The sequence below is a fragment of the Dyella ginsengisoli genome (genome assembly GCF_044904665.1).
Classification (GTDB): Bacteria; Pseudomonadota; Gammaproteobacteria; order Xanthomonadales; family Rhodanobacteraceae; genus Dyella_A; species Dyella_A ginsengisoli.
In genome coordinates this window covers 127,606-140,127 of sequence record NZ_JADIKM010000005.1, presented here as the reverse complement: position 1 = coordinate 140,127, position 12,522 = coordinate 127,606, and the positions used below count along the sequence as shown (strand labels likewise).

At 68.2% G+C, this 12,522-nt stretch carries 10 protein-coding genes; 8 read left to right on the top strand and 2 right to left on the bottom strand.

Features of this window, described 5'->3' with window-relative positions; genetic code table 11:
• The first annotated feature begins 41 nt into the window (after nucleotides 1-41).
• Together ISP17_RS16540 and ISP17_RS16535 are read left to right on the top strand one after the other, a co-directional pair.
• Nucleotides 42-602: a YggN family protein gene (locus ISP17_RS16540; protein ID WP_404635083.1), complete on the top strand. Its 561-nt coding sequence runs from the start codon at nucleotides 42-44 to the stop codon at nucleotides 600-602.
• Between the two features lie 96 nt (nucleotides 603-698).
• Complete coding sequence (locus ISP17_RS16535; RefSeq protein WP_404635081.1) at nucleotides 699-1,403, top strand: YggN family protein; 705 nt, start codon at nucleotides 699-701, stop codon at nucleotides 1,401-1,403.
• Nucleotides 1,404-1,516: 113 nt separating this feature from the next.
• On the opposite strand, the gene ISP17_RS16530 is transcribed toward ISP17_RS16535, so the two are convergent.
• Entirely contained in the window at nucleotides 1,517-2,911 is a 1,395-nt protein-coding gene (locus tag ISP17_RS16530; RefSeq protein WP_404635079.1) for a class II fumarate hydratase, read from the bottom strand.
• Nucleotides 2,912-3,046: 135 nt separating this feature from the next.
• Between ISP17_RS16530 and purB the strand changes: the two genes are divergently transcribed.
• Nucleotides 3,047-4,414 (top strand): adenylosuccinate lyase, encoded by a 1,368-nt coding sequence (purB, locus tag ISP17_RS16525; protein WP_404635077.1) that lies wholly within the window; start codon nucleotides 3,047-3,049, stop codon nucleotides 4,412-4,414.
• Nucleotides 4,415-4,547: 133 nt separating this feature from the next.
• On the opposite strand, the gene ISP17_RS16520 is transcribed toward purB, so the two are convergent.
• Nucleotides 4,548-5,036 carry an acyltransferase gene (locus tag ISP17_RS16520; protein ID WP_404635075.1) on the bottom strand — a complete coding sequence of 163 codons (489 nt, stop codon included), beginning with the start codon at nucleotides 5,034-5,036 and terminating at the stop codon, nucleotides 4,548-4,550.
• Between the two features lie 507 nt (nucleotides 5,037-5,543).
• Between ISP17_RS16520 and lexA the strand changes: the two genes are divergently transcribed.
• The 5 genes from lexA (at nucleotide 5,544) to ISP17_RS16495 (ending at nucleotide 12,485) form a co-directional block, all read left to right on the top strand.
• On the top strand, nucleotides 5,544-6,161 hold the full coding sequence (lexA, locus tag ISP17_RS16515; protein ID WP_404635073.1) for a transcriptional repressor LexA: 618 nt from the start codon (nucleotides 5,544-5,546) through the stop codon (nucleotides 6,159-6,161).
• A gap of 3 nt (nucleotides 6,162-6,164) precedes the next feature.
• A complete protein-coding gene (imuA, locus tag ISP17_RS16510; protein ID WP_404635071.1) occupies nucleotides 6,165-6,809 on the top strand; it encodes a translesion DNA synthesis-associated protein ImuA in 645 nt (214 codons plus the stop codon).
• 9 nt (nucleotides 6,810-6,818) lie between these two features.
• Complete coding sequence (locus ISP17_RS16505) at nucleotides 6,819-8,246, top strand: Y-family DNA polymerase (protein WP_404635069.1); 1,428 nt, start codon at nucleotides 6,819-6,821, stop codon at nucleotides 8,244-8,246.
• Nucleotides 8,247-8,293: 47 nt separating this feature from the next.
• Complete coding sequence (locus ISP17_RS16500) at nucleotides 8,294-11,449, top strand: error-prone DNA polymerase (protein WP_404635400.1); 3,156 nt, start codon at nucleotides 8,294-8,296, stop codon at nucleotides 11,447-11,449.
• Between the two features lie 79 nt (nucleotides 11,450-11,528).
• The gene (locus ISP17_RS16495) at nucleotides 11,529-12,485 is read left to right on the top strand and encodes a restriction endonuclease (protein ID WP_404635067.1); all 957 of its coding nucleotides are present in this window, start codon (nucleotides 11,529-11,531) and stop codon (nucleotides 12,483-12,485) included.
• The last annotated feature ends 37 nt before the right edge of the window (nucleotides 12,486-12,522 follow it).

Sequence of the window (12,522 nt, the reverse complement as noted above, 5' to 3'; positions counted from 1 at the left end):
CGCCGTCCCCATTCCCAACGACGGATCTCACGGAGCCTCCCATGCGCGCGCGCTTTTTTCCCGCCCTGCTCGCCACCGCCCTGCTCGCCGGCTGTAACAGCAGCAGTGACCACCTCACCCTGATCAACGGCGGCAATACCAGCATCGAGGACGGCGCCATCCGCGTCGAAGGCAGCCAGATCGTGCTTCATCCCGAGCATGGCGCCTCGGCCACCATCGGCAGCTCGGGCGATTTCGCGGTAGACGGCAGGCCGGTGGAAATCACGCCCGCCCAGCGCGCCCTGCTGCTGCAGTACTACGCCGGCGCCGCGGCCGTACGCGAGCACGGCGTGGCCACCGGCAAGGCGGGAGCGGCGATTGCAGGGGAGGCGCTGAAGGGCGTGGCATCCAGTATCGCCGGCGGCGAGGGAAAATCGCCCGAAGACCGGGTGAACGCTCAGGCCGACAAGGTGAAGCAGGCAGCGCTGAAGATCTGCGACGACCTCGAGCAGATCCGCGATGCGCAAGACCAGCTCGCCACCCAGCTGGATGCCTTCAAGCCCTACGGCCAGCTGATCACCGCCGACAGCGTGAGCGAGTGCCGCAAAGGCAACAGCGATTAGTTACCCCACCCGCCGCCACGTCCAGGCTGCGGCAGCGTGCCCGCCTGCGTCCCGGCGAGGCGAACCCCCCAATCATCCCGAGCAGGAAGGAATCCGATGAAGAACACCGCCATCACCAGCCGCGTGATCACCACCAGTGTCCTGGCGCTGGCGTTGCTGCTGCCGCTGGCCGCGTGCAGCCAGACCGACCAGACCGGCTCGAACAGCGCCGACAACGCCGCCCAGGCCATCAAGGAGGCGCAAGACCAGACCTCTCCGTCGATGATTGCCGCCGAGATTCACAAGGGCATCGAGCAGGCCAAGCAGGAGCTGGCCACCAAGGACATCGACATCAACAACGTCCACGTCGGCCACGGCCATCACGACGACAAGGATGACCACAGCGACCTGCCCAAGGCAGTGATCACCCCGCAGGGCGATCTGGTGATCGCCGGCAAGACCGTGCCGGCCACGCCGGAGCAGCACGCCATGCTGGTGGATTATCGCCGGCAGATCGTCGGCATCGCCGAAGCCGGCATGGACATCGGCGAGCATGGCGCCAACCTCGGCACGCAGGCGGCGAAGGAAGCGATCTGGGGCGCGCTCACCGGCAAGAGCGACAAGGAGATCGAGGGCCGCATCAAGCCGCAGACCGAGCAGATCAAGGCCGCCGCCGCGAAGCTCTGCCTTCGCCTGCCGGACATGCTCAGCTCACAGCAGAAGCTCGCCGCGGCGATGCCGGAGTTCCGCCCCTACGCGACCATGACGCAGAAAGACGTGGACGACTGCGGCAAGGACGATAACGACAGCAACGACGACTGATGCCTCGCCGGCACCGGTCGAAGAATCCGCCGTAACCGTAAAAAGCAACGCCCGGTGCCATGCCGGCATCGGGCGTCATCCGTTCTCGGTCGAGAAACCGCTGGATCCGATGCTCAGCCGCCGCCACCGCCCCCGTGGATGCCGCCCCTGGTGAGCGTCAGCGGGTCGAGCAGCTTCTTCAGCTCGTCTTTCGACAGCCCGGTGGTTTCCAGCGCCACGTCCATGATCGGCCGCTGCTGCTTGTACGCCTTCTTCGCGGTGGCGGCGCCCAGCTCGTAGCCGATCACCGGGTTCAGCGCGGTGACCAGGATCGGGTTCATCGCCAGCGCCTCGTTGACCCGCTTGGTGTTGACCTTGAAGCCGAGGATCGCCTTGTCCGCGAGCAGCCGTGACACATTGGCCAGCGTGCCGATCGACTGCAGCAGGTTGTACGCGATCACCGGCAGCATCACATTGAGCTGGAAGTTGCCGGACTGCCCGGCGATGGTGATGGTGGCGTCGTTGCCGATCACCTGCGCAGCCACCATCGCGGTGGCTTCCGGGATCACCGGGTTGACCTTGCCCGGCATGATCGACGAACCCGGCTGCAGCGCCGGCAGCTCGATCTCGCCCAGGCCCGCCAAAGGACCTGAGTTCATCCAGCGCAGGTCGTTGGCGATCTTCATCAGCGCCACCGCCAGCGTCTTCAACGCGCCGGAAAGCTCCACCGCCGCGTCCTGCGCGGCCATGCCCTCGAAGTAGTTGGCGGCCGATTCGAACTTCACCCCGCTGAGCTTCTTCAGCTCCTTCGCCACTGCCACGCCGAATTTCGGATCGGCATTGATGCCGGTACCCACCGCCGTGCCGCCCTGCGGCAGCCGGCGCATGCGCTTCAACGCATCCTCGATGCACTCGATCGCCGCGCCGATCTGCGCCGCCCAGCCGGAGAGCTCCTGACCGAAGGTGATCGGCATCGCGTCCATCAGGTGCGTGCGGCCGGTCTTGGCGACGTTCTTCAGCTCGCGGGCGCGGCGCTCGATGGTCTTCTTCAGGTGCTTCAGCGCCGGCAGCAGTTCTTCCGTCGTCATCAGCGTGGCGCTGACGTGGATCGCCGTGGGGATCACGTCGTTCGAGCTCTGCCCGTAGTTCACGTGGTCGTTGGGGTGCACCTTGCTGCCGGCCTTGGCGGCGAGGTGCGCGATCACCTCGTTGGCATTCATGTTGGTGCTGGTGCCCGAGCCGGTCTGGAACACGTCGATCGGAAACTGATCGTCGAACTGCCCGTCCGCCACTGCCAGCGAGGCCTTGCGGATCGCCGCCGCCTGCCCCTTCTTCAAATGGCCCAGCGCGAGATTCGCCTCGGCCGCCGCCGCCTTGATCAGCCCCAGCGCCCGGATGAAGCCGCGCGGCAACCGCAGCCCGGAAATCGGAAAGTTGTCGATCGCCCGCTGGGTCTGCGCGCCGTAAAGCGCTTCCACGGGCACCTTCAACTCGCCCATGCTGTCGTGCTCGATGCGAAAGCCGCTCATGGCCACACTCCTTGGAAAGACCGCGCCACTATAGGCGCCTCCCCGTAAGCACCGCGAAAATGCCCCGCCGCCGCGCGAGCCGTCACGGCGGGTCGCCATGTAAAATGACGGTTTTCCCGTTGCCGGAACGCGCCGATGTCCACCCACGCCCTCACCGCCCTGTCCCCGCTGGACGGCCGCTACGCCAGCAAGGTCGAATCGCTGCGTCCGATCTTCAGCGAATACGGCCTAATGCACCGGCGCGTGCACGTGGAAATCGAATGGCTGCTGGCGCTGGGCGCCGAGCCGGCGATCGCCGAACTGCCCGCCTTCGCGCCGGCGCAGATCGCCACGCTCAAGGCCATCGCCGCCGACTTCAGCGTGGAAGACGGCAGCCGCATCAAGGCGATCGAGGCCACCACCAACCACGACGTCAAGGCGGTGGAGTACTTCATCAAGGAGCGCATCGGCGCCGACGCCGCGCTGGCCCAGGCCAAGGAGTTCGTGCACTTCGCCTGCACCAGCGAGGACATCAACAACCTCTCCTACGCGCTGATGCTGCGCGATGCCCGCAGCGACGTGCTGCTACCGGCGTTCGACAAGATCATCGCCAGCCTGCGCGCACTGGCGCACACCCACGCCGCGCTGCCGATGCTCTCGCGCACCCACGGCCAGACCGCCTCACCCACCACGCTGGGCAAGGAGCTCGCCAACGTGGTCGCCCGACTTGAGCGCCAGCGCAAGCAGCTGGCCGCAGTGGAGATCAGCGGCAAGATCAACGGCGCGGTGGGCAACTACAACGCCCACGCCATCACCTATCCGGAGCTGGACTGGCGCGCGTTCTCGCAGCGCTTCGTCGAGAGCCTGGGCCTGGACTACAACGCCTACACCACGCAGATCGAGCCGCACGACGGCGTCGCCGAATACTGCGACGCGGTGCGCCGCGCCAACACCGTGCTGGTGGACCTCGCCCGCGACGTCTGGGGCTACATCTCGCTGGGCTACTTCAAGCAGGCGCTGAAGGCCGGCGAAGTGGGCTCCTCCACCATGCCGCACAAGGTCAACCCGATCGACTTCGAGAATGCCGAGGGCAACTTCGGCCTCGCCAACGCGCTGCTCGGCCACTTCGCGGAGAAGCTGCCGATCAGCCGCTGGCAGCGCGACCTCACCGACTCCACCGTGCTGCGCGCGCTGGGCACCGCCTTCGGCCACACCCTGGTCGCGCTGGAATCACTGGCCAAGGGCCTGGGCAAGCTGCAGGTGAACCCGGACCGCCTCGCCGCCGACCTCGACGCCAGCTGGGAAGTGCTCGCCGAGGCCGTGCAGACCGTGATGCGCCGCTACGGCCTGCCCGAGCCCTACGAGCAGCTCAAGGCGCTCACTCGCGGCCAAGGCATCACCCGGGATTCCATGCGCACCTTCATCGACGGCCTCGCCTTGCCGGCCGATGCCAGGCAGCGACTGCTGGACCTGACGCCAGGCGGGTATGTCGGTTTGGCCGAGGGGTTGGCCAAGGACATCTGAGCGCACTCCATCACCTGATCTCACAAACGCCCCGGCCTCAAACCGGGGCGTTTGTGTGCTCGGGTTGTCCACACACGGCTGCGGCGCGGGGTTAACTCCCGGGCACCACACCCGCGCTTGATGCTTCTGACCGCTATTCCAGAATGCGCTTTCGCACAGCGGGAACTCCCGCATACAGCCCGTTCGGCTCACAGTCCGAAATAACCACCGCGCCGGAGGCAATCACACACCCTGCCCCCACCGTGACGCCAGGACTGATCACCACGTTGGCACCAATCCAGCAGCCATCTTCTATGGTCACAGGCGAGAAGCGGGTCGGATGCGTGGCTCGCTGGAGAGCCGGCCCGATGTCGTGTGTTCCGGTAAAAATCATGGTGCCTGGCCCGATGGCCACCTTGTCGCCGATCACCAAACCGCCGGTGGGATGAAGTGAAACGGCGATATTGATGAAACTGCCTTCGCCGATGCGGAGCTTCCTCAAGTCACCGCCAAAGGTGCAGCCATGCATGACACCGCTATGGCCGATCTGGATACCGGAAAGTCTGAGGAGCCACTTCCGTGCACGAGGATGCAGCAGCGCTGAAGACGCCGGGCCATTTGCAATCCATAGACGAATTCCCATGCGATCCCCTCTCGCCTGTCCGCGGCTGCGCTGTCATTCAATTGACCAGAACCGTTCTGCGGCCTTCCCTACGGGAGCCTGACATTGCGTTCAAGGTTCAAGGCCACTCCGATCCGTGATCCGGGTCAGGCATCCATCGATCCTTCGCGCACCCGCCAGCAGAGCGACTTCGGCATAAATTCACATTCCATTCGTGCAGATCCAGTGATCACGACTGATCACTGCCGTGTGAAATTTTTGATGAAAGACGGCATGCCTGACTCGATGCAAATGGGTTGCCAGACGTCCGATAGGGTCACTGGATTTGACGTGCTCACCGGCGATGCGGGGTGGGTCCCCACGATGCAGCTCAAGGGGCTTGAGCTGGCCTAAACGCTCGGCCTTTCCGATGAATTCGCCTGCCAGCCGGCAAGCCACCCTACCCGTCGCAGCCGCTGAGAAGCCCGGGCGCTCTGATGCCTGCGCTCGCCCTTGGCAACTGCCCCGAAAGGTGAAATTATTTACACCATGTCGCTCACCACCCGCCAGGCTGAGATCCTCGCCTTCCTGCATCAGCACGCGGCGGCGCAGGGTATGCCGCCGACACTGCAGGAGATCGGCACGGCGGTCGGGATCGAGCATCTCAATGCGGTGGTGAAGCACCTGCGCGCGCTGGAGGCCAAGGGCCACATCGCGCTGCTGCCGAACCGCGCGCGCGGCATCCGGCTGCTGGATGCCGCGACGCCCTCTTCGCCCACAGACGATCTGCTCGCCCTGCCCCTGATCGGGCGCGTGGCGGCGGGCGAACCGCTGCTGAGCGAGGCCGGCACCGAGCGCGTGCTGCGGCTGGATCCCGCGCTGTTCAAGCTGCGCCCGGACTACCTGCTGCGCGTGCGCGGCGACTCGATGCGCGACGACGGCATTCTCGATGGCGACCTGATCGGCGTGCACGCCACGCCCGTGGCCGAGCACGGCCAGACGGTGGTGGCCCGCGTGGGTGGCGGCTTCACGGTGAAGCGGCTGTACCGCAAGGGTCGCCAGCTGCGCCTGCTGCCACGCAGCGCGGGCTACCAGCCGATCGATCCCGACCCGCGCGAGGACTTCGCCATCGAGGGCCTGTTCGCGGGCCTGATCCGGCAGGGCTGAGCCATGGGCGACGTGTTGTCCGGTGCGGTGCTGTCACCGCTGTTCGACGCCCGCCGGCTCTGGCGCGGTCGCGCGCGGCCGGCCACCGAGGGCGTCCCCGACGGCGTGCCCACCGGCTGGGCCCCGCTGGATGCCGCCCTGCCCCAAGGCGGCTGGCCGGCCCATGCGCTGAGCGAGATCCTGCTGCCGCTCGACGGCGTGGGCGAACTGCAGCTGGTGCTGCCCGCGCTGGCCGCGCTCGCCACCCGGCAGCGCCCGGCGATGCTGGTGGCACCGCCGTACGTGCCCGGCGTGGACGGCTGGTCGGCGCGCGGCGTGGACATGCGCCACGTCACCATCGTGCACGCCGGCTCCGGCAGCGACGCACTGTGGGCGATGGAGCAGTGCCTGCGCAGCAGCGCCTGCGGGGCCGTGCTGGGCTGGCCCGGCGACGCCGACGAACGCGCGCTGCGCCGGCTGCAGGTGGCGGCGGAAAGCGGGCATACGCCGGGCTTCCTGTTCCGCGATCGTCGCCACGCCGCGCACGCCTCGCCGGCTGCCCTGCGCATTGAACTGGAGACCCAGCCGCAGCCGCAGTGGCGGGTGCGCAAATGCCGCGGCGGCCAGCCGCCGGCGCAGGCCTTCGTGCTGGCCCGCGCGGACGCATGAGGGCGCGCCATGCTCTGGGCCTGCATCACGCTGCCGCACCTGGCACTGGACACGCTTCTGCGTCGCCGCCCGCCGGAAGACACCGCGCCGCTGGTGCTGATCGACGGCCCGCTGCAGGCACGCCGCGTCCTCGACGCCAATGACAGCGCGCGCGCGGCCGGCATCCAGCCCGGCCAGCCGCTGACCACCGCGCACGCCCTGCTCGCTCGTTTCGAGGCCGTGCCGCACGACCCCGCGCTCACTTCGCGCCAGCACGATTTGCTTGGCGCCTGGGCCTATCGCTACAGCGCCGAGGTGCTGCAGCTGCCCAGTGCAATCGCGCTGGAAGTGCAGCGCAGCCAGCGCCTGTTCGGCCACTGGCCGCAGTTCCAGCGCAAGCTGCGCGACGACCTGGCCGCCATGGGCTTTCGCCACCGCCTCGCGCTCGCTCCCACGCCGCTGGCCGCGCGCGTGCTGGCCGAGGCGGCGGACGGCGCGGCGCTGACCACGCCCGAACAACTGCACGCCGCACTGGGCAAACTCCCGCTCAGCCTCGCCGGCCTGCCGGACGGACTGGACGACGCGCTCGCCCGGATGGGCGTGCAGCGCCTCGGCGCCCTGCTCGCGCTGCCGCGCGATGGCCTGCGGCGACGCTTCGGCGCGGCCCTGCTCGATCATCTGGACGACCTGCTCGGCGAGCGCCAGCTGCCGCGCCCGCGCTACCTGCCGCCGGACCGGTTCGAGGCGCGCATCACCTTCAATTTCGACGTGGAGCAGCTGGCCTCGCTGGCGTTTCCGCTGCGCCGGCTCACCGGTGACCTGGCGGCGTTCCTGGCCGGCCGCGATGGCGGTGTGCAGCGCTTCACGCTGAGCCTGGGCCATCGCCGTCAGCGGCCCACCCACGTGCCGATCGGCCTGCTGCAGCCGGAGCGTGACGCCGCCGCACTGTTCGAATTTGCGCGCAGCCGGCTGGAGCGCATCACGCTGGCGCATCCGGTGGAATGGCTGCGGCTGCGCGCCAGCGAGCTGCCGCCCTTCGTGCCCGAGCGGCGCGACCTGTTCGACGCGCGCCCCGAGCATGCGATCCCGCTCGATCACCTGCACGAACGCCTGCGCGCGCGGCTGGGCGACGACGCCGTGTACCGGCTGGAGGCCACCGGCGACCCGCGCCCGGAACGCGCGCAGCGCGTGGCCTCGACCCAGTCGCGTGCCGCCGCGCCGGGCGTGCACCCACGTCCCACCTGGCTGCTGCCGCAGCCGATCCCGCTGCGCACGCGGCACGTGCGCATCCTGGCCGGGCCGGAGCGGATCGAAAGCGGCTGGTGGGACGGCGGCGACCTGCGCCGCGACTACTACGTGCTGGAAACCGCCGAAGGCCAGCACGCGTGGGCGTTCTGTCCACCGGGCACACACCCGGACGAGCGCAGCGGCTGGATGCTGCACGGCTGGTTCGCATGAGCCGCGAGGGACGCCCGCGCCTGCGCGTCGTGTCTCCGGGCGACACGATGTCACCCAGCACGCCGCCGACGCCCGCTCCACCGCCCGACTACGCCGAGCTGCACTGCCTGTCGCCCTACTCCTTCCACCGCGGCGCATCCCATGCGGAGGAGCTGTTCGCCCGCGCCCAGGCGCTGGGCTACACCGCGCTGGCGATCACCGACGAATGCTCGCTGGCCGGCATCGTGCGCGCGCTCGACGCGCAGGACGCCACCCGTCCCGCGAGGGGCGAACCGCCCGCCGTGCGGCTGATCGTCGGTGCCGAATTCCAGCTGGAAGACGGCCCGAAGTTCGTGCTGTTGTGCGAAGACCACGCCGGCTACACCCAGCTGTGTCGCGTCATCACCCAGGGGCGCCGCCGCGCCGACAAAGGCAGCTATCGGCTCACCCGCGCCGACTTCGCCCACGGCCTGCCCGGCACGCTGGCGCTGTGGCTTCCTGAGGCGAAACCCGAGATCGAGCACGGCCGCTGGATGGTGCAGACCTTCGCCTGCCGCTGCTGGCTGGCGGTGGAACTGCACCACGGCCCGGACGATCGCCAGCGCCTGCACGCGCTTACCGAAATGGCGCAAACCCTGGCGCTGCCGCTGGTCGCCAGCGGCGACGTGCACATGCACGTACGCAGCCGCCGCGCGCTGCAGGACACACTTACGGCGATCCGCCACCGCCAGCCGGTGGCCGATATCGGCGACAAGCTGTTTCCCAACGGCGAGCGCCACCTGCGCCGGCGCGAGGTGCTGGCGGCGAACTACCCCGCCACGCTGATGGCCGAAACCCTGCGCATCGCCGCACGCTGCACCTTCGACCTGCGCACCATCAACTACCGCTACCCGAAGGAGCTGGTGCCCGACGGGCACAGCGCGGCCTCGTGGCTGCGTCGGCTCACCGAGGACGGCATGCGCTGGCGCTGGCCCGACGGTGTGCCGGATGCCATCCACGCGCAGATCGAGCGCGAACTGCAGCTGATCGCCCAGCTGCAGTACGAGGCCTACTTCCTCACCGTAGCCGACATCGTGCGCTTCGCGCGCAGCCAGAACATCCTCTGCCAGGGCCGCGGCTCGGCGGCCAATTCGGCGGTCTGTTTCGCGCTCGGCATCACCGAGGTGAACCCGGGCAAGATCGACCTGCTGATGGAGCGCTTCATCTCCGCCGAGCGCAACGAGCCGCCTGACATCGACGTCGATTTCGAGCACGAGCGGCGCGAGCAGGTGATCCAGTACATCTACGCGAAGTACGGCCGCGAACGCGCCGCGCTGGCCGCCACGGTGATCCGCTACCGCGGCAAGAGCGCCGTGCGCGACGTGGCCCGCGCGCTGGGCCTGCCGATGGACCAGGTGAACCAGCTCAGCCGCATCTTCGCCCGCGGCCAGGGCGAGACGCCGCTGCCCGTGCTGCTGCGCGAAGGCGGCTTCGATCCGGACAGCCCGCTGATCCGTCGCGTCATGCAGCTGACCTTCCAGTTGCTCGATTTTCCGCGCCACCTCTCACAGCACGTCGGTGGCTTCGTCATCAGCGACGCCGCGCTGGACAGCCTGGTGCCGGTGGAGAACGCGGCGATGCCCGACCGCACCATCATCCAGTGGGAGAAGGATGATCTCGAGTCCATGCGCATGCTCAAGGTCGACTGCCTCGCGCTGGGCATGCTCACCTGCATCCGCAAATGCCTGCACCTGCTGCGCACGCAACGCAATCAACACGGCGACCGCGACTTCCCCACCCTCGCCTCGCTGCCGCAGGACGACGAGAAGACCTACGAAATGATCCGCCGCGCCGAGACAGTGGGCGTATTCCAGATCGAGAGCCGCGCGCAGATGGCGATGCTGCCGCGGCTGCGGCCGAAGGTGTTCTACGACCTGGTGATCCAGGTGGCGATCGTCCGGCCCGGGCCGATCCAGGGCAACATGGTGCATCCGTACCTGGAGCGCCGGCACGGCCGCGGCGAGCGCATGCAGCACCACCCCAGCGTGGCGGCGATCTTCACCAAGACCGAGGGCGTGCCGCTGTTCCAGGAGCAGGTGATGAAGCTGGCCATCGTCGCGGCCAACTACACCGCCGGCGAGGCCGACCAGCTGCGCCGCTCGATGGCCGCCTGGAAACGCCACGGCGGCATGGAGCCGCACCGCGAGCGCATCACCGCCGGCCTGCTCAAGCTCGGCTACACCGACGAATTCGCCGCCCAGCTGTTCGAGCAGATCAAGGGTTTCGGCTCCTACGGCTTCCCCGAATCGCACGCGGCCAGCTTCGCCAACCTGGTCTACGTCAGCTGCTGGCTGAAGTGCCACGAACCGGCAGCCTTCGCCTGCGCCCTGCTCAACTCGCAGCCGATGGGCTTCTACGCGCCCAGCCAGATCGTGCAGGAACTGCAGCGCACCGGCGGCGTGCGCGTGCGCCCGGTTGACGTGCGCCACAGCGACTGGGACTGCACGCTGGAAGACGATCCACGCAACGCCCGCGGCCAACCCGCGCTGCGACTGGGCCTGCGCATGATCAGCGGACTCGGCGAAGTCGCTGCGCGTGCCCTGGTTGCCGCACGCAAGCAGCATGAGTTCCTCGATGTGGAAGACCTCTGCCTGCGCGCCGAGCTCAGCCGTCCGCACCGCGAGGCGCTGGCCGAAGCCGGCGCACTGCGCGGCCTCGCCGGCCATCGCCATCGTGCCCGCTGGGCGGTCACCGGGGTGCAGGCACAACTGCCGCTGTTCGAGGGACAGCGCAGCGTGGAAGCCACCGCCGCGCTGCCGCTGCCCACTGTGGCCCAGGACACCGCCGCCGACTACGCCGCCACCGGCCTCAGCCTCGGCCCGCACCCGCTGCGCCAGCTGCGCGCGCAGCTGCGCGCGCGACGCTGCCGCGATTCACGCGAACTGCAACACGCACCGCACGGCAGCTCCGTGCGTGCCGCCGGCCTGGTGATCACCCGCCAGCAGCCGGGCACCGCCAGCGGCGTCATCTTCGTCACCATGGAAGACGAACACGGCCCCATCAACGTGATCATCTGGCAGCGCATCGCCACCCGGCAACGCCGCGCCCTGATCGGCTCCCGCCTGCTGATGGTCGACGGCCAGTGGCAACACGTCGACGGCGTCCGCCACCTCCTCGCCCACCGCCTCACCGACCTCAGCGACCTGCTCGGCAAACTGCAGGCGGGATCGCGGGATTTTCATTAGCCGCGGATAGCGAAAGCCTCGGTCAACGCGATGGCTCGCCGTATAGTGGCGAGGGCCAAGGAGCACTCAGGGGGAGTCAATGGCGAAGAGAAATCAAAGTGGCATCGAGCTGGTGGCGTCGATGCCATGGCCGGCCGGCATAGCGCTTGGCTTCATCGCCTATCTCGCCGTGCGCTACGGCATCAGCTGGTATTTCACGGCATCACATAATCCGTATTTGTCCGGCCTTGGCGAGGCAAGCGCAAAAGGCATCTACACACCGATCGGGTGGATGCTTCTCGGCGGATGCTGGATAGCCGCCACCGCGTCGTTCTTCGGCCAAGCCAAGCGACGCGTACTGCTGGACACCCAGACCGGCCTCGACAGCCTGCGCCGCATGAGCTGGAAAGATTTCGAAATGCTTGCCGGCGAGGCGTTTCGTCGACAGGGCTACGTCGTCACCGAGAACGGCTTGGGCGGCGCCGATGGCGGCGTCGACCTGATTCTGCGCAAGGACGGCCGGACTACCCTGGTGCAGTGCAAGCAATGGCGAAGCCAGCGCATCTCGGTCAGCGTGGTACGTGAAATGTATGGCGTACTCACCCACGAACGTGCCGATGCGGTGAAAATCGTCGCGCTGGGCGACTACACCCTCGACGCCCGACGCTTCGTGCAAGGCAAGCCCATCGAACTGATCGACGGCAGCGCGCTGATCGCCACCGTGCATTCGGTACAACGCCCGAAAATGCAGCGGCCGCGCTTTGTCGATACGCCCCATGCGCTCATCGGCGCGATGGCCGTGGGTCTGCTTGTGATCGTCGTGCTCAACCACGCCACGCGCCCAACACCCTCACCGGCCAACATCTATCCGACACAAGCCGCGGCTCCGGCACCCGCCACACCGCCACGCTATTTGCCAACCACGGCACGCGTGCAAGCAGCCCCGGTGCACGATTACGGCCACACTCCGCAAACCGACGCCGAGCTGCGCGATTGGAAGCGCCGAAACGCCGAGGCGATGAAGATCCTCGAAAAGACGACGAAGGAAGTGCCGTAACGCCAACAAGTCATTGGCTCCCCGCACGGACAGCGCG

What these genes read in the sequence shown, in the direction of transcription:
- ISP17_RS16540 (WP_404635083.1), top strand. Translation starts at nt 42, where the DNA reads ATGCGCGCGCGCTTTTTTCCCGCCCTGCTCGCCACCGCCCTGCTCGCC.
- ISP17_RS16535 (WP_404635081.1), top strand. Translation starts at nt 699, where the DNA reads ATGAAGAACACCGCCATCACCAGCCGCGTGATCACCACCAGTGTCCTG.
- ISP17_RS16530 (WP_404635079.1), bottom strand. Translation starts at nt 2,911, where the DNA reads ATGAGCGGCTTTCGCATCGAGCACGACAGCATGGGCGAGTTGAAGGTG.
- purB (WP_404635077.1), top strand. Translation starts at nt 3,047, where the DNA reads ATGTCCACCCACGCCCTCACCGCCCTGTCCCCGCTGGACGGCCGCTAC.
- ISP17_RS16520 (WP_404635075.1), bottom strand. Translation starts at nt 5,036, where the DNA reads ATGGGAATTCGTCTATGGATTGCAAATGGCCCGGCGTCTTCAGCGCTG.
- lexA (WP_404635073.1), top strand. Translation starts at nt 5,544, where the DNA reads ATGTCGCTCACCACCCGCCAGGCTGAGATCCTCGCCTTCCTGCATCAG.
- imuA (WP_404635071.1), top strand. Translation starts at nt 6,165, where the DNA reads ATGGGCGACGTGTTGTCCGGTGCGGTGCTGTCACCGCTGTTCGACGCC.
- ISP17_RS16505 (WP_404635069.1), top strand. Translation starts at nt 6,819, where the DNA reads ATGCTCTGGGCCTGCATCACGCTGCCGCACCTGGCACTGGACACGCTT.
- ISP17_RS16500 (WP_404635400.1), top strand. Translation starts at nt 8,294, where the DNA reads ATGTCACCCAGCACGCCGCCGACGCCCGCTCCACCGCCCGACTACGCC.
- ISP17_RS16495 (WP_404635067.1), top strand. Translation starts at nt 11,529, where the DNA reads ATGGCGAAGAGAAATCAAAGTGGCATCGAGCTGGTGGCGTCGATGCCA.